The 19,228-nt window shown below is 53.1% G+C and carries 17 protein-coding genes and 1 riboswitch; of the genes, 5 read left to right on the top strand and 12 right to left on the bottom strand.

All coding sequences use genetic code 11. The annotated features are described in order from the left end of the window. Positions 1 to 16: 16 nt before the first annotated feature. Positions 17 to 880, bottom strand: coding sequence for an NAD(P)-dependent oxidoreductase (locus tag BUF15_RS09700; protein ID WP_073613278.1), 864 nt, complete (start codon positions 878 to 880; stop codon positions 17 to 19). A gap of 154 nt (positions 881 to 1,034) precedes the next feature. Next, positions 1,035 to 2,015 (bottom strand): AEC family transporter, encoded by a 981-nt coding sequence (locus tag BUF15_RS09695; RefSeq protein WP_073613277.1) that lies wholly within the window; start codon positions 2,013 to 2,015, stop codon positions 1,035 to 1,037. A gap of 245 nt (positions 2,016 to 2,260) precedes the next feature. Next, positions 2,261 to 2,388: riboswitch (molybdenum cofactor riboswitch) on the top strand. Between BUF15_RS09695 and moaA the strand changes: the two genes are divergently transcribed. The 4 genes from moaA to pepT all read left to right on the top strand — a co-directional run bounded on the left by moaA (position 2,376) and on the right by pepT (position 6,817). Then, positions 2,376 to 3,392, top strand: coding sequence for a GTP 3',8-cyclase MoaA (gene moaA / locus BUF15_RS09690; protein ID WP_084553817.1), 1,017 nt, complete (start codon positions 2,376 to 2,378; stop codon positions 3,390 to 3,392). It overlaps the preceding riboswitch by 13 nt. An 8-nt stretch (positions 3,393 to 3,400) precedes the next feature. Beyond that, positions 3,401 to 4,609 carry a molybdopterin molybdotransferase MoeA gene (locus tag BUF15_RS09685; RefSeq protein WP_073613276.1) on the top strand — a complete coding sequence of 403 codons (1,209 nt, stop codon included), beginning with the start codon at positions 3,401 to 3,403 and terminating at the stop codon, positions 4,607 to 4,609. A gap of 214 nt (positions 4,610 to 4,823) precedes the next feature. Then, positions 4,824 to 5,528 carry a GAF domain-containing protein gene (locus BUF15_RS09680; RefSeq protein ID WP_073613275.1) on the top strand — a complete coding sequence of 235 codons (705 nt, stop codon included), beginning with the start codon at positions 4,824 to 4,826 and terminating at the stop codon, positions 5,526 to 5,528. Positions 5,529 to 5,557: 29 nt separating this feature from the next. Continuing rightward, a complete protein-coding gene (pepT, locus tag BUF15_RS09675) occupies positions 5,558 to 6,817 on the top strand; it encodes a peptidase T (RefSeq protein ID WP_200802362.1) in 1,260 nt (419 codons plus the stop codon). Here pepT and modC read toward each other — a convergent pair. The 7 genes from modC to BUF15_RS27095 all read right to left on the bottom strand — a co-directional run bounded on the left by modC (position 6,814) and on the right by BUF15_RS27095 (position 14,417). Continuing rightward, positions 6,814 to 7,869, bottom strand: a complete 1,056-nt coding sequence (gene modC, locus BUF15_RS09670; RefSeq protein ID WP_073613274.1) for a molybdenum ABC transporter ATP-binding protein — start codon at positions 7,867 to 7,869, stop codon at positions 6,814 to 6,816. The two genes, pepT and modC, sit on opposite strands and share 4 nt — an antisense overlap. 3 nt (positions 7,870 to 7,872) lie before the next feature. Further along, the gene (gene modB / locus BUF15_RS09665) at positions 7,873 to 8,553 is read right to left on the bottom strand and encodes a molybdate ABC transporter permease subunit (protein WP_073613273.1); all 681 of its coding nucleotides are present in this window, start codon (positions 8,551 to 8,553) and stop codon (positions 7,873 to 7,875) included. Positions 8,554 to 8,601: 48 nt separating this feature from the next. Further along, positions 8,602 to 9,366, bottom strand: a complete 765-nt coding sequence (gene modA, locus BUF15_RS09660; RefSeq protein ID WP_073613272.1) for a molybdate ABC transporter substrate-binding protein — start codon at positions 9,364 to 9,366, stop codon at positions 8,602 to 8,604. Between the two features lie 103 nt (positions 9,367 to 9,469). Continuing rightward, complete coding sequence (locus BUF15_RS09655) at positions 9,470 to 10,279, bottom strand: TOBE domain-containing protein (protein WP_073613271.1); 810 nt, start codon at positions 10,277 to 10,279, stop codon at positions 9,470 to 9,472. 333 nt (positions 10,280 to 10,612) lie between these two features. Further along, on the bottom strand, positions 10,613 to 12,229 hold the full coding sequence (locus BUF15_RS09650) for an ABC-F family ATP-binding cassette domain-containing protein (RefSeq protein WP_073613270.1): 1,617 nt from the start codon (positions 12,227 to 12,229) through the stop codon (positions 10,613 to 10,615). A gap of 271 nt (positions 12,230 to 12,500) precedes the next feature. Continuing rightward, on the bottom strand, positions 12,501 to 14,123 hold the full coding sequence (locus BUF15_RS09645) for an ABC-F family ATP-binding cassette domain-containing protein (RefSeq protein ID WP_073613269.1): 1,623 nt from the start codon (positions 14,121 to 14,123) through the stop codon (positions 12,501 to 12,503). A 144-nt stretch (positions 14,124 to 14,267) separates the two neighbouring features. Then, positions 14,268 to 14,417 carry a hypothetical protein gene (locus BUF15_RS27095; RefSeq protein ID WP_159441275.1) on the bottom strand — a complete coding sequence of 50 codons (150 nt, stop codon included), beginning with the start codon at positions 14,415 to 14,417 and terminating at the stop codon, positions 14,268 to 14,270. A gap of 352 nt (positions 14,418 to 14,769) precedes the next feature. On the opposite strand from BUF15_RS27095, the gene BUF15_RS09640 reads away from it, so the two are divergent. Further along, positions 14,770 to 15,246 (top strand): PaaI family thioesterase, encoded by a 477-nt coding sequence (locus tag BUF15_RS09640; protein ID WP_073613268.1) that lies wholly within the window; start codon positions 14,770 to 14,772, stop codon positions 15,244 to 15,246. Between the two features lie 64 nt (positions 15,247 to 15,310). On the opposite strand, the gene BUF15_RS09635 is transcribed toward BUF15_RS09640, so the two are convergent. From BUF15_RS09635 to BUF15_RS09625, 3 genes are all read right to left on the bottom strand, one after another. After that, positions 15,311 to 16,423, bottom strand: coding sequence for a Glu/Leu/Phe/Val family dehydrogenase (locus BUF15_RS09635; protein WP_200802361.1), 1,113 nt, complete (start codon positions 16,421 to 16,423; stop codon positions 15,311 to 15,313). A gap of 61 nt (positions 16,424 to 16,484) precedes the next feature. Next, positions 16,485 to 17,912: a dihydrolipoyl dehydrogenase gene (lpdA, locus tag BUF15_RS09630; RefSeq protein ID WP_143170679.1), complete on the bottom strand. Its 1,428-nt coding sequence runs from the start codon at positions 17,910 to 17,912 to the stop codon at positions 16,485 to 16,487. Between the two features lie 9 nt (positions 17,913 to 17,921). After that, on the bottom strand, positions 17,922 to 19,226 hold the full coding sequence (locus BUF15_RS09625; protein WP_073613267.1) for a dihydrolipoamide acetyltransferase family protein: 1,305 nt from the start codon (positions 19,224 to 19,226) through the stop codon (positions 17,922 to 17,924). Positions 19,227 to 19,228: the final 2 nt, after the last annotated feature.

Genomic DNA, 19,228 nt, shown 5'->3' with positions numbered 1-19,228 from the left:
CCGGGCACAGTAAATGTCAGCTGGTGATAGCTTTCAGCACTGCTGAAAAATCTTCATCGCCAAAGCCGCTGTTTCTGGCCTTGATAAAAGCGTTATTGGCTGCTGCGGCAGTATGGAGCGGCTGGCCGTGTTGGTCACCCATGAGCAGAGCCAGCCGCATATCTTTCTGCATATGTTTCAGCGGAAAGGCTGGATTGAAATTACCCTCAGCCATCAGTGGTCCCTTGAGCTGGAACATTGGGTTGTTGATTGCACCCTGGGCCAGCACATCCAACACACTGGTCATGGGCAGACCGAGCTTGTCTCCCAGCGCCAGGCCTTCGCCAAAAGCTGTCATCATCGAACCCATGATCATGTTGATCACGAGTTTCATCTGCGCGCCCTGGCCGATTTCAGGAAAATAGAATGACTTTTTGCCCATGACTTGCAGGGCTGGTCCAGCCTCGTCGTAGAGTGCTCGATCACCGGCGCAGAGAAAGACCAATGCGCCGTCCTCGGCAGGCTTTTTACTACCGGAAACAGGGGCCTCCAGATACCGGCCACCTTTTCCCTGAATCGCTCTGCCGATCTTCATTGCGGTTTCCGGATCAACGGTGGAGACATCGACATAGCCTTTTCCCGCCGATACGCCGTCTAGGACCCCATTTTGTGCGAAACAGAGTGATTCCGCTGCTGCCGGGTCAGAAACCATGGCAAAGGTGATATCGCTGTCTGCCACCACCTCGGCCGGGCTTTTGCCTTGTCTGGCTCCCATATCGATAAGGGGACTGCATCGTTCAATGTTCCTGTTCCACACCATCACCTCAAAGCCTGCATGTAATAGGTTGGCGGCCATAGCTTTGCCCATGATGCCGATGCCGAGAAATCCATATTTTTTCATCTGTTGTTCCTCCTGATACTGGGTGATGGTTGTCTATGAAGCGATGAATGAAGTCTCTTAGGTGAGTGTATATCGCTAAAAAAAATCGGTCAATCTGTCTGTTTGTCTGTGACTCTGTGTCGGCTGGCTACGGGATTCTCTCACCAGAAAGCAACTACAAAAAATGGATCAACCAGTAGAGCCACGGCAGCACGACGACGAGGGACAAGGTGGAGACCAGCCAGCAGGCATTGGCTAGATCAAGATCAAGGTCATAGATCGAGGCGGCAACGAGTGAGTTGAAAGCCACCGGCATGGAGCTGAGAATCAGCACAACCTGCAGGGGCAGGCCTCCATCGATATTGCCGAGTCCGACCATCCATGCAAGACTCGTAATCACCACGGGGATGATCGCTGACTTGATTACTGTGACAGGGAAAGCAAGGGGCAGATAGCTGGCAATCCGGGAAAAGCGCATGCCAAGACCGATGGAGACGATTAACACAAAAGTGCCTGCAGGAATAAAAAGGCTGTTGATGGTTTCGAAAAATTTCGGTCTTGCCAGGCCGGAAACATTCAGAATAACTCCCGCGAGGAAGGCGGCAAGAATGGTTGCGACGAAGGGGTCTCGTACTGTCCCCCAGATCTTGGCAACGAGTGTTCTGTTATCGTTACCGGTAAGGCCTGAGTAGAAACGGGCGATGGGAAAGCCGATGGTGTAATAGACGATCTCTTCAAACATTTTGTAAAGCGCGACCAGAGCAAAACCGGCTTCGCCAAGAAACATATAGCACACCAGGGCGCCGATTGCCCCGATATTGGTAAAGGAACTGCAGCAGAACAATACCCCTATCTGTTGAGGTGGCGCTTTGGTCAGCCGCGCAAACAGCATACCAAGAAGGCCACCGGTTATAAGGGCGGTTACACCGATGAAGGGCAGCAGGGCGATGCGCAAGTCGGTAAAGTGCACCACCCAGACAGCGGTCATAAAGGATATGGGCAGGAAAAAGAGCAAACCCGTTTTTTGCAGGAGTTTGCGAAGCTCGGTAACCGGTAACGGCAGGGTGATACTGCCTCGTTCGGACAGCAGCCGCAGGCCGCAGCCGAATAGGAGACCGGAGATTATAAGGGCAAGTGAGAAGAGGAGTTTATCCATTTAATTGCTGGGGAAAAGATGAGGGGAAATTTGATTCAGAGCGCAATGTATACATCACTGTTCGTTTCGGCAACCGTAGCTGGCGGTAAAAGGTTATGTTGCAACCCCGAAGAGTCCTTTTGCCAAGCCGATGATTTTCGAGTGAGGGGTGCATAGGCACGCTGCTTATTGCATTTCCCGAGTAGTTCATGTACATTTTAAGAGTGTGAGGCTGGCGCGTTTATGTAGTACTGCCATAGAGCATCACGAATACATAACTCCGAGCCAAAAGACCTTCCGTTCCCATGGGAATCACGGTCTTCGGCCGATAGGGTAATGCGGGAAACTGTATTGCCTTCCAAACCTTGAGAAGGAGTCTGCATGAATGCACGAGTCCGTTCCGGCGAATCCGCCGGGGCTTTCCAGTTGGTCGACCCTTTTGGCCGTCGTGTTACCTATCTTCGCCTCTCCATCACCGATCGTTGCAATCTCCGCTGCCGTTACTGCATGCCGGAAGAGGGGGTGAATGTTCTCGGACATGACCATATCCTCTCTTATGAAGAGTTGGAACGGCTTGCCGCTATTTTTGTTTCACTTGGCGTGGACAAGATTCGCATTACCGGCGGAGAGCCCTTTGTCCGCAAGGGTTGTCTTGAGTTCATGCAGAGGTTGAAAGCTCAAAATCCATCCTTACGCCTGCACCTCACCACCAACGGTGTCGCGGTGCTGCCCTATCTGAATGCCTTGAAACAGCTTGATATCGGCGGCATCAACCTGAGCCTCGATACCTTGGACCAGACGCGGTTTTTTGAAATCACCCGGCGTGATCGGCTGGAGACGGTGCTTGCCGTCTTCAACGAGATTCAGAGGCTGGGGTTGCCGCTCAAAGTGAATGCTGTGATTCAGCCCGACACCCGGGATGAAGAGTTGCTGCAGCTGGCCTCACTGGTAAAAGATGCACCCGTTGCCCTGCGCTTTATCGAGCTGATGCCTTTTTCCGGCAGTAAGAAACGTGAGCGGCTGCAGACGGAACCGATCGAGGAGCGGCTGCAACGTCTCTTCCCGGAGATGGTCGAGAATGCTGTAAGCGGCGTGGAGACAGCCCGGCGTTTTACCATACCCGGTTATGCAGGGACGCTTGGCATCATTGAGGGTGAGTCGCGAAAATTCTGTACCACCTGCAATAAGCTCCGTATCACTTCAAGCGGAATGCTGAAGAACTGCCTCTACGACAAGGGTGTACTCGATATGCGCACGCTGTTGCGAAGTGAGCCTGATGACGCGCGAGTCGCTACGGAGATTATTCGGGTCGTTGGCCAGAAACTGCGTAACGGTTATGAGGTGGCGCGATTGCATGAAGCAGATTGCCAGGATTCAATGGCATCCATCGGGGGGTGACAAGAGATATGATCTCAGTACAAGAAGCATTGACCATCCTGCAGCAGAATCTTCCCGCACCACGGGTCATCCGGGTTCCCCTGGAGGAGGCATTTTCTCATCGTCTGGCCGAGGATATTTGTGCCCCCGAGCATTCACCGCGCTATACCAGTTCCGCCATGGATGGTTATGCGGTACGCTGGCAGGATGTGATGGGTGCTGCTAACCAGACCCCGATACGTTTGCAGATTGCTGGTGAGAGCCAGGCCGGAATCCCCTATGACGGTGTTGTGGGTGTACAAGAAGCAATCCGGATCAGTACCGGGGCAATGTTGCCAGAAGGGGCTGATACCGTGATCCGGGTGGAGGATACCCGGGAAAACGGCGGCGGGGTGGAGATCCTCGATTGTCGCAAACAAGGTCAGGATGTTCGTTATGCCGGTGAAGAATTTACTGCCGGCACCAAAATACTCGAGCAGGGGCAGGTTCTGCATCCTCGCCATATTGCCCTGTTGTCAGCGGTGGGTGTCGATAGTATACCGGTCTATGATGCTCCGCGCGTGTCACTTTTGATCACAGGTACCGAGCTGGCACACCACGGCGACGGTTCGATCAAGCCCTTCCAGGTGAGGGACTCCAATGCTCCGATGCTGAAAAGTGCTGTTCTTGAGGCTGGTGGTGTCCTCATCGAATGTCTGCATGTGGAAGATGACTATACTGCCACTGTGGAAGCTATACGCCGGGCACTGGCCAAAGAGAGCGATATCATTCTCTGTTCCGGTGGGGTCTCGGTAGGACGGCACGATCACGTGAAAGAGGCTGCCGAAGAGGTCGGTCTTCACCAACTGTTCTGGAAGATCAAACAGAAACCTGGCAAGCCACTTTTTGTCGCGAAAAACGGTGCAACCTTGCTGTTTGGCTTACCTGGTAATCCCGTTTCTGCATTTATGTGTTTCCAGAACTATGTCATCCCCAGTCTGGCAGCGATGCAGGGGGTGAGCTATCTGAAAAAATCGATCTCAGCACGTGCCGAGGTAGTGATCGAGAATAGCGGCAAACGTACTGATTTCATTCGGGTGGTGATCACTGACGAGCCCAATGCCGTACCAACTATCCGGCCCATTCCGCAACAGGGTTCGCATATGTTGAGTTCTATCGTTGGCGCGGACGGCTATATCGTGGTGGAACCGGGATCGACTCTTGCCCCTGGCGAGCTTACGGAGGTTTTTGTCTTTTAAATACTTACATGTTCGGCATACTGCTTCCTCACTCCCTGCCATTGGGAAGCTGAGCTTTCAGGACTGTCAGATCGTTTCTTTGTCTCATGAGGGGGAGAGGCAAATATTCTTGCTGTTGCTGTTTTCTCCGTGATAGGCTGATTGTATGGGATGCTTGATGTTTCTTTGAAAAGTTTCCAAAGCCTGTAGTTCCTGATCCTTGCGGGGAGGGGTGATGATTGATATTTCCGCGAAAGCCAAAGATCTGAAAATACCAGAGCAGGTGTTGCGCAGCTGGCAGGATATTGTCGATTTGCTGGCTCAAGTCGCCAATGTTCCCGCTGGGCTCATCATGCGTCTTGTCGACGAAGACCTCGAAGTCTTTACCTCCAGTAGAAGCAGAGGCAACCCTTACCATGTCGGGGACAGAGAGCGGTGCGCCGGTTCGGGTCTATATTGCGAACGGGTACTCAACACCAGAAAACGTTTGCATGTTGCCAATGCCCTGGAAGATGAAGAGTGGTGCACAAATCCGGATATCAAGTTGAATATGATCTCCTATCTCGGTTTTCCTATTCTTCTGCCCGATAATTCCCTGTTCGGAACCATCTGCATCCTTGATTCCCGAGCGAATGACTATTCGGATACCCTTGATCTGCTGATGCAAAAATTCAGGGATATGATCCAGTCCCACCTTGAACTGTATTTCATGAACGCCGTCCTCGGTGAGCAATATGAGCGGCTAAGCGATTATCTGCAGGAACTGCAGGTTCTCCGCGGACTGATTCCCATCTGTTGCTCTTGCAAGAAGATCAAGGATGAGGAAGGGCAATGGCATTCCGTCGAAAAATATCTTCACAAAGATCTGGATGCGGATTTCTCTCACACTTACTGCCCTGTCTGCTATAAGAAGGCAATGGCTTCTATCCTTTCAAAATAATTGTCTCTTACCATAAAGGATTCAACACTTTGAAAATTTCAACCCTTGCTATTGAGGAGATGGTTGAGCGGTTTTGTCGCTACGTGCGCATCGATACCCGCTCGGCGGAAGATTCAGATACCTATCCGAGCACGCCGGGCCAGCTGGATCTCTGCCGGTTGTTGCAACAGGAACTGACAGCACTGGGGCTGGCTGATGTCGAACTAACCGAGCACGGTTATGTATTTGCCACCATACCAGCCAACATCGACAGATCGGTACCGGTTATTGGTCTGATCGCCCATGTGGACACCTCGCCGGAGGTGACGGGCACGAACGTTCAGCCAGTTATTCATCGGCAGTATCAGGGCGGAGAGATCACGTTACCCGGAGATCGGACGCAGGTGATCCGGCCTGGTGAGAATACGGCACTGGCCGACTGTCTTGGTCACGATATCATCACCAGCGACGGTACAACGCTGCTGGGAGCCGACAACAAGGCTGGGGTAGCGGAGATAATGACCGCAGTGGCCTATCTTCTCTCCCACCCGGAGATCAGCCATGGGCCGATTCGGGTGGCTTTCACGGTGGATGAAGAGGTGGGGACCGGTACCAAATATTTTGATGTGGAGCATTTTGGCGCCAGGTACGCCTACACCATCGATGGCGGCACCGCCGGTGAGATTGAGGACGAGACGTTCTGCGCCGATTCGGTCACAATCAGCCTCAAGGGTATCAATATGCATCCCGGCTATGCCAGGGGGAAAATGCTTAACTCACAGCGGATTGCTGCGGAATTCATAGATTTCCTCCCAAAAGATACCATGTCGCCCGAGACCACCTCAGGCCGCGAAGGCTATGTTCATCTACATGCTATCGCCGGCACGGTGGAAGAGACGGTGCTGAAGTTCCTGATTCGGGATTTCACAGTTGAGGGACTGAGTGATAAAGAAGAGATGATGCGGATCATACTGGCTGCGCTGAAGGTAAAACATCCTCGCCTTGAATACACCTTCGATATTGAGGAGAGCTATCGCAATATGAAGTACGTGCTGGATGAACATCCGCAGGTGACAGCGTATGCAGTTAAGGCGATCGAGAGGGCAGGACTCTCGCCGCGGCAGGGGTTGATCCGCGGTGGTACCGATGGTGCCAGACTCGCCTATATGGGGCTGCCGACACCCAATATCTTCACCGGTGGTCACAATTTTCACTCAAAAACTGAATGGATATCCATCCAGGATATGACCAGGTCGGTGGAAACCATCATCCATCTTGTGTCTATCTGGTCAGAAGAATCCGAACGTTAAAAAATACGCGAAAAGGCGGAAGCCTTGATTGCTGCAACTACTTCGGAACCTTTCTCGATGCCCAGTTCCCGTACCGATTCCGGTACTATCTGAGCAATTAGACTCTTGCCGCCTGTCTCCAGTTCGACCCGTGCCCGATTGCCTGACATATAAACCTGCAGGACTTTACATTGCAGGAGGTTGCGGGCGCTGGTTGCCTCCGGATGACGTTTGAAGAGAATGATCTCACGGGCGTCCAGTTCAAAGAGATTTTCTGGTGCTTCTCCCGGTTCGGTCAGAATCAGACAATTATCTCCCCAATTATAGGAAAATAGATCGTGGTGTCGCTGCGAGAGTCCAAGTGAAATGAGGTTGATATAGCCTTTCCGGCCGGTATCCCAGGTGGTTCTGGCAAAAGATTCCGTTTCCAGTTGCCTGGTGATTGACCCCTGTTCCATAACCAGTAGCTCTTCTGTCATCATCCGCATTTCCAGTAAGGAGTGACTGATAAAGATGAGGGGGATGGAGTATTCACCAAAGACCCGTTCGAGATAGGGGATAATCTGGAACTTTCTTTCCTCGTCGAGGCCGCTCAGCGGTTCATCCATCAGAATCAGGCGAGGGCAGGTAAGCAGGGTCCGGGCCAGGGCGACACGCTGGCGTTCTCCACCCGACAGTGTCGTTACATCACGGTCTTTCAGCACGTCGACACCCAGGACTTTGAACAGTCCTTCCGGTTCAATTTTTCGTTCTTTCCGAGCTGTTCGTGAATAGCCATACAGGAGGTTCTGGCGTACACTCATATGGGGAAAGAGATGAGCGTGCTGAAAAACCACGCCGATCCGACGTTCTTCCGGTCGTTTGTTGATCTTACGGCTGCTGTCAAAAAGAATCTGGTCATCCAGGCGGATGTGACCATTGTCGGCTGTGGCAAGGCCAGCGAGGAGATGCATAAGTGTCGATTTTCCGCTGCCGGATGGGCCGAAGACTCCGGCTCTGCTGGCGGAGAGCGAAAAGGTGCAATCGAGATGAAAATCCCCGATTTTTTTCTGTACGTGTACATCAAGTTCCATGGGTTACCCTTTTCGCAATCGTTTGGTTACTGCTTCACTTAGCAGCAGCACCGTAAAGGAGAGAACAATTGAAACCAGACAGAGGGTGAGGGCCATGCTGTCACCTCCTGGGGTGCTGGTGTATTCGTAAATGGCCAGGGGAATGGTCTGTGTCACTCCCGGAATGTTGCCGGCCAGGATGACGGTGGCTCCGAATTCGCCAAGACTGCGGGCAAACATCAGGGTCATGCCGGCATAGATCGCCCGGCTGCAAAGCGGTAGGGCAATGGTAAAAAAGCTGTCCCACCAACCCGCACCAAGGGTTCTGGCCACCTTGAAATAGGCTGGATCGATGGCTTCCATGCCGATCCGGATCGAGCGTACCAACAGTGGGAATCCCACCACCATCGAGGCAATGATAGCTGCTTTCAATGTGAATATGATCTGGATATCAAAGCGGTTCAGCAGCGAGCCGATGAAACCGTTTCGGCCAAAACTGAGCAGCAGCAGATAGCCCACCACCACCGGAGGAAGCACCAGCGGCAGGTTGATAATTCCCTCAACTATAGCCTTGCCACGCATTTTGCCAAAAGCGAGAAAAAAAGCGATGGCAATGCCCGCGGGGGTTGCCAGAATGGTAGCTGAGACCGCGACCTTCAGGGAAAGGGCGACAGCCTGGAGATCATGTGGTGAAAGTGTCAGCATGGTCAATACACCTTACGAAGTTCTCACGGATGAAGAAGTGGCTGTCCATCAATGTGAGGCGATGGAAAAGCCGTGTTTGGCGATAATTGTTTTCGCTTCCGGGGAGACGATATAGTCATACAGCGCCTTCGCTTCAATGTTGGCCGCTCCGGAAGAGGTCAGTCCGATGGGATAAGCAACCGGATCATAGAGATTCTGTGGAACCTCGAACAGAATTTTGGCAGATGTCATAAGCATGGCGTCGGTTTTATAGACGAACGAACCGTCGGTTTCACCGCGATCCGCATAGATCAAGGCCTGACGCACATCCTTGGCCATAACGAGTTTGCCGCTTTTCAGCAGCTGGTCATAGAGGCCAGATGCCCGTAATGCCTGGGCGGCGTATTGCCCCGCAGGTACACTTGTCGGTGTGCCGATACCGATGCGCTCAAGTTCCGGCAGATCGGCAAGGGCAGTAATCCGTTTTTCGTGTTGGCCCACAAAAACCAGACTATTGTAGGCAAATATAGCTTTGGTTCCCGGTGCGATCAGCTTTTCGTCGACGAGCAGTTTCATCCATTTCGTATTGGCCGAGATGTAGAGATCGGCAGGAGCTCCCTGCTGGATCTGTTTGGCAAGACCGCCGGAAGGGCCAAAGTTGGGCACAATCGTTACGTCAGGGTGCTGGGCAACAAATTGTGCTGACAGCTCATGGATAACATTTGTCATGCTGGCGGCAGCCGAAATGCGCACTTCTGCGGCCTGGGACAGAGAGAAAGTCAATACGGTGACAATTGTAACGGCCAGGATAAATGCTAATCTGAACGGCTGCATGGGCAACTCCTTATGATGGTGGGTGCGACAATTACGTTTGGTTGGAATCTGTTATCGTTTCTCACAATACTGGCCCAAAAGTTTTATCGGGAGAATAGTAACATCAGGGAATTGCCAGAAGCACGCTCGAGGCCTTTATGATGACGGAGATGGGCATCCCCTGAATCAACTTCATCCTTCGGACACTTTCGCTGGTGAGGATAGAAGTGACGGTGTTACCACCGGCGATGTCGATAACAACCTCATCGTTTACCATCCCGGCGACTATCCTGTTGATGGTGCCACGCAGGATATTTCGTGCTGAGATTTTTTGCGGATCGACCTCATGGCTCAACATGACGGAGGGAGCCTTGACGATGGTAAGCACCTCTTTGCCTGGTTCGAGGCCAAGACGTTGCACCGAATTTTCAGTGATGACGGAGACGATGGTATCTTCCCCTTTCAGACGAACCGTCACGACGCTGTTGACTGCCCCAGTCTCTATAGCACGTACGTTACCGAGCCAGACATTACGGGCGCTGATTTTCATTTCCATTCCATGTATGGTTTTGAGCATCGCCAGAGCCTCCTCTGGAGTATCCTGAAAAAAGGTGACAAGCTTCTTCAGATGTTGCTGAAAAAGAAGTGCTTTTTGTAAAAACTGCTGGCCATACTCAGTGAGAACCGTGCCGCCACCGCCGCTGCCCCCTGTCTGGCGGACAATCAGTGGTAAAGGGGAGAGATTGTTCAAGGCTTCGATCCTTTCCCAGGCGGCTTTGTAGCTGAGCCCGACAGATTTCGCTGCCTGATTGATGGAGCCGTTGGTGCCGACGGCATGGAGCAGTGCAAGAATTGGATCGTCAATAGCGGCGTTCTGGCCGGTAAGTCCCAGCAGGGACGTCGCTGCAATTGTCTGCTGAAGTTTTTTCACCATACATTCCTTTTGGTTGCCGTTGTGCGAAATTCGAATAACGAATACGACAAAAATTTCAAATGGTAAAGCAGAAAGTGTGCCAGAAGATATTGATTCGGTGCAACTTCTGGCGGGGAAGTTTCCTAACGTGTTAAAATTCAGTGCATTGTGAACTGGTGCAGGTTTTGAAAGAGAGCGAGGTTGGAAGTTCGAACGAGAGTGTCAGTCTGACAATGGCGCTTTGAGATGTGACAAAAGTGAAGAGAATGTACTTTTTCGTAGGTAGATCTTTGTAAACGGCATCGGAACTCGCGAGTTATCGCCTTTCGGTTCCGATGCCGTGATGGAAGTGTCTTACCGGCGGTATTGCGCCTGTAGCTCTTGAACCCCTGCATCCTCAAGGTAGTCGTCAAAAGGCAGCATCTTATCGATATACCCCCCAGGCAGAATCTCAATGATCCGGCTGGCGACCGTTGCCATGAGGGTATGGTCGTGGGAGGAGAACAAGATGATTTCAGGAAATGCCTTCAAGGCGTTATTGAGGGCAGTGATCGATTCGAGGTCCAGGTGGTTGGTGGGCTCATCGAAGATAAGGGCGTTGGCATCGGAAAGCATCATGCGCGCCAACATGCAGCGAACCTTCTCGCCACCAGAGAGGACGCTTGTTTTCTTAAGAGCCTCATCGCCGGAAAAGAGCATTTTGCCAAGGAATCCCCGGGCAAAACTTTCACCCTCGGTGGGGGGGATATATTCCCGCAGCCAGTCGACCAGCGTTTTGCTGGCTGTGAAAAAATCACTGTTTTCCTTGGGGAAATAACTGTGACTCATGGTGAGGCCCCAGCGGAAGGTGCCGCTGTCCGGCTCAAGCTCTCCGGTCAGGATCTGGAACAGAGTGGTTATTGCGAGGCTGTTTGTGCCGACAAAACCAATCTTCTCGCCTTTGTTGACCACCATAGAGAAGTTGTCCAGCACTTTGGTGCCGTCGATGGTTTTGCTGATACGGTCGATTTCAAGGATGACATCGCCGCAGGAACGACCGGGCTTGAATAGGATGAACGGATATTTACGCGATGAAGCCGGCAATTCTTCCAATTCAAGTTTGTCGAGGAGTTTCTTGCGTGAGGTTGCCTGCTTGGCTTTCGAGGCGTTGGAGGAGAATCGGGAGATGAACTCTTTTAACTCTTTTGCCTTGGCATCCGCCTTGCGACTCGCGTCCTGACGCTGGGTTTTCAGCAGTTCGGAGGCCTGGTACCAGAAATCGTAGTTACCGACATATACCCTGATCTGGCCGTAGTCGATGTCAGCCATGTGGGTACAGACCTGGTTGAGGAAATGCCGGTCATGGGAGACGATGATGACGGTGTTCTGGAACCGTTCGAGAAAGCCTTCCAGCCAGACGATCGACTTGCGGTCGAGGTTATTGGTGGGCTCGTCCAGCAGCAGAATATCAGGGTTTCCGAAGAGCGCCTGGGCAAGCAGTACTCTTACCTTCTCGCCGCCCTCCAGTTCTTTCATCTTCTTTTCGCGAAGCTCTTCACCAATACCGAGCCCGGAGAGCAAGGTGGCCGCTTCCGACTCGATTTCATACCCGTTCATTTCTGCGAATTCCGCTTCGAGCTCCCCGCTTCTGATTCCGTCTTCTTCGGTGAATTCGGTCTTGGCATAGAGCGCATCGCGCTCTTCAAGCACTTCTAGCAGGCGGGTATGAGCCATGAGCACGGTTTTGGCGACTGTAAACTCATCAAAGGCGAACTGGTCCTGGTTGAGCACTGCAATTCTCTGGCGTGCATCAACATTGACTTCGCCTTTATCGGGATCCATCTGACCTGCGAGAATTTTCAAGAAGGTGGACTTTCCTGCACCATTGGCGCCAATCAGGCCATAACAGTTACCGGGAGTGAACTTAATATTGACGTCTTTGAAGATGACGCGCTTGCCGTACGAAAGGGCAATATTTGAAGCATGAATCATGAAATAACTCTTGAGAACGGAAAAAGGATCAGGACAGAGAGTGATACTGTGTCCAGTTGGGTACCTTGTGGGGTGTTAGCTGAAATATCGGTTTTTGCGTAATTTGTGAAGCGGCCATCATAATGGACTTGTGGAAAATATCAAACCGTATTTGCTTTTTGCTGAAATTCACTTGCTGCGAAAAAACGTCGGCTGCTCACTTCGTTGCTTCCGAAGTGAGCGGGATGAGTGGGTTAATGGTCGCTTGCGCGGTGCGAATTGTGCAGAGCGTTTATTCGTCCCTGGTTTCGCGCAGGTAATAATCGTAATCGCCTTCGTAGATACGCATTTCGCCGTGGTCGATTTCAAAGACCCGGTTGACCAGTGAGCGGAGGAAGTGACGATCGTGGCTCACCAGCAGGACAGTCCCTTCAAACTTCTGTAACGCCTCGAGGAGTACCTCGCGCGACAGGATGTCCAGATGGTTGGTCGGTTCATCGAGAATCAGGAAGTTCAACGGTCGGGCCAGCAACTTCGCCAGTACAACCCGGCTCTTTTCGCCTCCTGAGAGGTTGGCGATCCGTTTGTCCGCATCGTCGCCGCTAAAAAGAAAAGCTCCCAGCAGGTTACGGATAACGCCGATGTTCTCTAAGGGCAAGCTCTCCTGAACCGCCTCGAATACCGTGTGCTCGGGGTTGAGAATATCCATGGCATGCTGGCTGAAATAACCGGTGGTGACACTCGCGCCGGTGATGACCTCGCCCTCGGTTGGCTCGGTCTGGCCGGCAATGATCTTCAGCAGCGTCGATTTACCGGCGCCGTTAACGCCCACCAGGGCAATTTTTTCGAGGCGACGAATGGTGCCGGTCAGGCCGTGAAACACCGGCCGGAGTTCACCGGTGACAGTCGTCCATTCTTTGCTGAGATCTTTCAGGTGGAGGACGTCGTCACCGCTCCTCGGCGGTACTGGAAAATCGAATTTTATTACCCGTTGCTCCGGCGGGATCTCGATACGCTCAATCTTCTCCAACTTCTTGACCCGTGACTGGACCTGGGCGGCATGAGAAGCTCTGGCTCCGAATTTGGCGATGAAATCCTCTTCCTTGGCGAGCATTTCCTGCTGACGGCGGTAGCTGGCCAGCAACTGCTCCCTGCGGATTTCCCGTTCCTGCAGGTAGAAATCGTAGTTGCCGTTATAGGTGGTTGCCTGGCCGTTGGCTATCTCGATGATCCGTGAGACGATGCGGTTCATGAAGTCGCGGTCATGGCAGGTCATCAGCAGAGCCCCTTTATAGGAACTGCTGAGCCACTCCTCAAGCCAGAGGATCGATTCGATGTCGAGGTGGTTGGTGGGCTCGTCCAGCAGCAGCACATCCGGGTTGATGGTGAGAATCTTGGCGAGGGCGATACGCATTTTCCAGCCACCGCTATATGTTTCTACCGGCAGGGAAAAGTCGCTGTCGGCAAAGCCGAGGCCTGAGAGCACTGCCTTTGCGCGGGCGTCAAGATCGTACCCGCCCCGATGTTCGAAGATCTCAGTGATGGTGCCATAGCGTTCCAGCAGTTCGGCGAGGGCATCATCTTCCATAGGCTCACTCATCTGCGCTTCCATCTCCCGCATCTGCACGCCGAGTTGGACGAGGTCGCCGGCGGCAGACATCACTTCTTCCAGTACCGTGCAGCCAGACATCTCCCCAACATCCTGGGAGAAATAGCCGATAACAGTCTTCTTTGAGCAGGAGATCTCGCCTTTATCAGCTTCTTCCTCGCCGGTAATGAGTCGAAAAATTGAGGTCTTGCCGGCACCATTGGGGCCGACGAGGCCGGTTCTGGTCTGGGGCAGAATCTGCAGGCTGGCTCCGCTGAAGACAATCTGGGAGCCGTGCTGTTTCGAGATGTTGGTGAGATGTATCATGGCGTGAATCTGTTGTTAAAAGGAAAAATGGCGGGAAACTACCATAGGTGCGGAGTGGAGACAACAAAAAAGGCGAATCAGGTGGGACCCGTAATGGGCAGCCACCTGTCGCCTCTTCTCAAAAGATGGTCGATACGATGGAGGTCAGCGGTTATAGGCGATGGCAATAAAGTTGTCGTCTGCTGAGATAGGAACATTCCATCGTTTCTGGTCGGTAATGGCAGCTGCAGAGTGGGCTAAGCAGGCAAGGACCAGAAAGATAAAAGTGAGGTGAAAAAATTGTTTCATTTTCATCGTCGTCTCTCCCTAGAAGCTGGCATGCTGATATGACAAACTCTTTCATCCGGTACGATCTTCGCGCATGCAAAAGGATGATGCGAGTCGTTCACTGATAAAACTGTTGAGAGGCACAACACCCATATGCGGGCAAGTCTTACATCTGTTTTGGAAAATGTCAATAGTATATTGAGCTAAATTCCTAATTCTCGGTGTCTTCTGAATCTTATTGATCCACTTGGGACAGAAGCGTTGAGATATGCTGGCGTGCTCGGAAAAAATAGATTACCGTTTGATTCTATTTGCTTTTTTGCATGAGAGAAAGCAGGTTGATGATGAATACGGTTTGCACATACAATCAGGAGGGAGTATGAGCGAAAAATCTTTTCAGGACTATTATCCCGAATCGCTGCAGCACTGCTATGGTTGCGGCCCGAAAAATCCAGAGGGGCATCATATCCGCAGCTTTTGGGAAGGGGAAGAGTCTGTGGCACGCTTTACCCCGAAAGAGTATCACCTTGCTTTTCCCGGTTATGTGTATGGGGGACTGGTTGCATCGCTGGTGGATTGTCATTGTGTCGGTACAGCCGCTGCTGCGGCTTATCGGGCAGAAGGGCGGGAGCCGGGAACCAATCCACCGTTTCGCTATGTGACCGGCTCACTCCACGTGGATTATCTGCTGCCAACCCCCCTGGGGGGAGAACTTGAGATTCGGGCCAGAGTGGAGGAGATCAAGGGCAAAAAGACCATCGTCACCGCTTCGGTCATTGCCGAAGGCAAGGTGACGGCCAAGGGGCGGGTTATTGCCATCCGCATGCCGGAACATCTGCGGCCTGATCCTGGCTGATGGCTGACCGGCACCTTTTGGGCGATGAGGTGCCGGTTCGGGAAAAAGCAGGTGTCTGCCAAAATCAGAAAATAGACCAGCGTTTGGAGGCCATAATCTTTTTGAGCCGGTTTCGGGCAAAGTCGTCGGCCGCCGCCCGCGGGGTGACTTTTTCTTCTTTTGCCCTGGCCAGGATATGGGCGGTATTGCGGCGCAGGGTTTCTTCAATTCGGCTCATAGCCTGTGCTTGTGTCATTCCCTGATATTCGGTGGCGGCGCAGATAACGCCACCTGCGTTGGCGATATAGTCGGGCAGGCAGAGAATGCCATGATCATGGAGATACTGCTCCGCACCGGGCGTACATGGGATATTTGCACCCTGGGCTACCATCCTGGTTCTCATCTTCTTCACATTCTGCTCGTTGATGATGTCTGGCCGTGCCGCCGGAATCCATACATCGCAATCAACCGCCAGAAGCTCTACTGGGTCGATGGTCTCGGCCTTATGGTAGGACGTTACGCTTTTCTGAGATTTTTTCAGTGCAACGAGTTCATCGACGTCGATGCCATTTTTGTTGACAATAGCCCCGCCCGAGTCGGCTACTCCCACCATCACAGCGCCATGTTTTTCGAGAAATACGGCGCTGTGTTTACCCACCGCCCCGAAGCCCTGGATCACAAATTTTGCACCTTTGAGTGAAAATCCGGAGTACTCCGCCGCCACATCGATGGCGTGAAACAGTCCCCAGCCGGTGGCGCCGATCTCATCGAGCGGGATGCCACCGAGTTCGGTGGGCAATCCCACAACCCGGTTGACTTCATCTTTAATCCAGGCCATGCATTCTTCATTGGTGCCCATGTCGGGGGCGAGGATGTACTCACGAATGTCTCGTAAGCTACAAGCCAGGGCGCGAATCAGGGTTTCTTTTTTTTCCCGTGCCATCTTCGGGTCGCCATAAACTACCACCTTGCCGCCTCCATGAGGCAGGCCAGCTGCTACGTTTTTCATGGTCATGGCCCGGGCCAGCCGAAAACACTCTTCGACAGTCACATCCTTGGCCATACGGATGCCGCCAACGGAGGGACCGGCGGCGACGTTATCCACCACCAGAATAGCTTTTAGGCCGCTTCGTGGTTCATAGACGTGCAGGATCTTGGTGGGGCCGAATTCGTCAGCAAACCTTGAGATTTCATCCATGTGGTCACCTCGTCGGTTGCGGCCGCCTGAAGGAAAAGGAAATGGTATACGGCGGCCTGTTTTACCTTTTCTGTTTGGGTAACAGATGTGTTGGGCTGCCAAGAAATATTTCGGCCGCTTCGCCTTCCGTCTCCGAAAGGGTCGGATGTGGGTGAAGGCTGAGGGCCATGTCTTCGGCCAGGGCGCCCATCTCGATGGCCAGCACGCCTTCGGCGATCATGCCTTCCGTTTCACGGCCGGTGATGCCGATGCCGAGAATCCTGCCGCTTTCCGGATCGGCCAGGATCTTGGTCAACCCGTCGGTCGCACCCATGGTGTTGGCTCTTCCGGAATATTTCCAGGGATATTTCAAGACGGTGATGTGGATATTTTCCTTTACTGCCTGCTGCTCGGTGAGGCCGCACCAGGCGATTTGTGGATCGGTGTAGATCACGGCCGGGATGGCGCGTGCGTCAAAGGTGGATGATTGGCCGGCGATTACTTCTGCTGCAATCCTGCCTTCGCGGGTGGCTGTGTGGGCCAGCATCATGCCACCAACAACATCGCCTACGGCGAAGATGTTTGGCTCAGCGGTCCGCTGCTGCTCATCCACCACAATAAAGCCTTTGTCGTTCATCTCCACCTGGGTGTTGGCAAGGCCGAGATTGGTGGTGGCCGGAGTTCGGCCCATGGCAACCAGCACCTTGTCAAATCGCTGTTCCTGTTCACCATTCGGGGTGGCGAGGGTTACTTGCACATGGTCCGCGGTTTCTTCCATTCGTTTGATTGCGGTGGCAAGGTGGATCTGCTCAAACAGCTCGGTGAGACTGCGATGAAGTGGCGCCACCAGATCGGGGTCTACTGCCGGCAGCAGCCGTTCCTGTAGTTCGGCGAGCTGGACGTTGCTGCCAAGGGCTGCATACACGGTACCCAACTCAAGTCCCACATAGCCACCGCCGACAATGAGCAGATTATGCGGGACATCGGCAAGACTCAGTGCTTCGGCTGAACGCATGATCCGGCTGCTGGTTGTGGACCTGGTGCCGGGGAAGGTGATTGGTGTGGAGCCTGTCGCGATAATGGCGTTTTTGAATTTCAGTCGGCTCAGTTCCGAATCTTCAAGCCGGAGAGTGGTAGCATTTTCAAAGTGGGAGATGCCACGGATCAGCTGGATGCCACGTTGCTGGCAGAGGTGCACCAGGCCGCCCGCCATATTGTCGATCACTTCACCTTTCCAGGCAGCCATCGCTGCGATATCAATCCTGGGCGTACCAAAGTGCAACCCCATCTTTTCGACCCGGCGCGCATTGAGGATCATCTCGGCCAGAAAGAGAAAGGTCTTCGAAGGGATGCAACCTTCATGCAAGCAGACTCCGCCGGGGCGATGGCGCGGGTCGATGAGGGCCACATCGAGACCGAGGTCGGCGGCTCGAAAGGCTGCGCCGTAGCCGCCCGGCCCGCTGCCGATGATGGCGAGATCCACCGTCATTTCCATGTCACCCATTACCATGGTGTCTCCTTAAATCATGGTTATCAGCAATTCGTCCGGGTCTTTCAGGCCATTGATGATGACCTGCAGGAAACGAATGGCGTCTGCCCCGTCGGCGACCCGGTGGTCGAAGCAGAGGACAATCGGCATCATCAGCCGCGGTACGATGGTATGGTTGCCCTCTTTATCCGTCAAGACCGCCGGTTGCATTCGCCCTTGCCCAAGGCCTAGGATAGCGATTTCAGGATGGTTGATGATGGCGGAAAAATGACTGCCGCCGATAGCCCCAGCATTGGTGATGGTGAATGAGCCGCCGAGCAGCTCTTCCCGGTTCACTTTTCGTTCCCTGGCCCGGCTGATAGCCTCGTGCAGTTCGACAGCCAGCTCTTTGATCGATTTGCGATCAACGTCACGGATTACCGGCACCATCAGGCCGTGCTCGGTATCCACGGCCACACCGATATGAAAATATTTCTTGATGATGATTTCCTGATTGGCGAGATCGAGGCTGGCGTTAAACTGAGGATAATTCTTCAGGGCCGTGGCCACCGCCTTCAGGGCGAATACGGTCATGGTCAGTCGTCCGCCGATGGCAGCAATCTCCTTTTTATGCCGCTGTCGAAACTCTTCGAGCATGGTGATATCCACCATGTCCTGGCAGTTGACATGGGGAATCTGGGACCAAGAGGCGGACATTCGATTGGCGGTAGCCCTCCGGATTGAGCGGAACGGCAACCGTTCAACTTCTCCGAACTGGCTGAAGTCGGGCAACGGAGCAATGTCTGTGTGAGCCTGCACTATTGGTGGATAACTCTCACTAACCTCGGAGCGTTTCAGTTGAGGTTCGGCTTTTAATGCGGGGCTTTCGGCAAACCGTTGTACATCTTCTTTGGTGACCAAACCGCTTGAACCGGTGGGTGTGACGAGATGGAGATCCACCCCCAGTTCCCGGGCCAACCTTCTGGTCGACGGGGAGGCGGGTACAGGGCGTTTTTTGTCGACTGCTGGTGCTTTGGTCGGCGTAGAAACCGCAGGTTCCGGCGCTGAATCGGGCTGGGCGGCTTCTTGCCTGGATGGTTTTGTCTCTTGGAGTTTTTCCTCAACGGTAAAGCTGATGAGTACATCACCCACTTTGGCGATATCGCCAGGCTGGACATGGATCTCACGTATCAGTCCGGTAACCGGCGAGGGGATCTCTACCGCGGCTTTGTCGGTTTCCACTTCAAGGAGTGGCTCGCCCTCTTTGACGGATTGACCGACAGTAACCGCTACTGCCAGAATCTCTGCTTCATGTACGCCTTCGCCCAGATCGGGCAGACGAAAGGATGTGGCCATGG

The organism is Desulfopila aestuarii DSM 18488 (genome assembly GCF_900143695.1).
Taxonomy (GTDB): Bacteria; Desulfobacterota; Desulfobulbia; order Desulfobulbales; family Desulfocapsaceae; genus Desulfopila; species Desulfopila aestuarii.
Note: the sequence above shows the minus strand (reverse complement) of the source record. Positions and strands in the feature narration are given on the sequence as shown.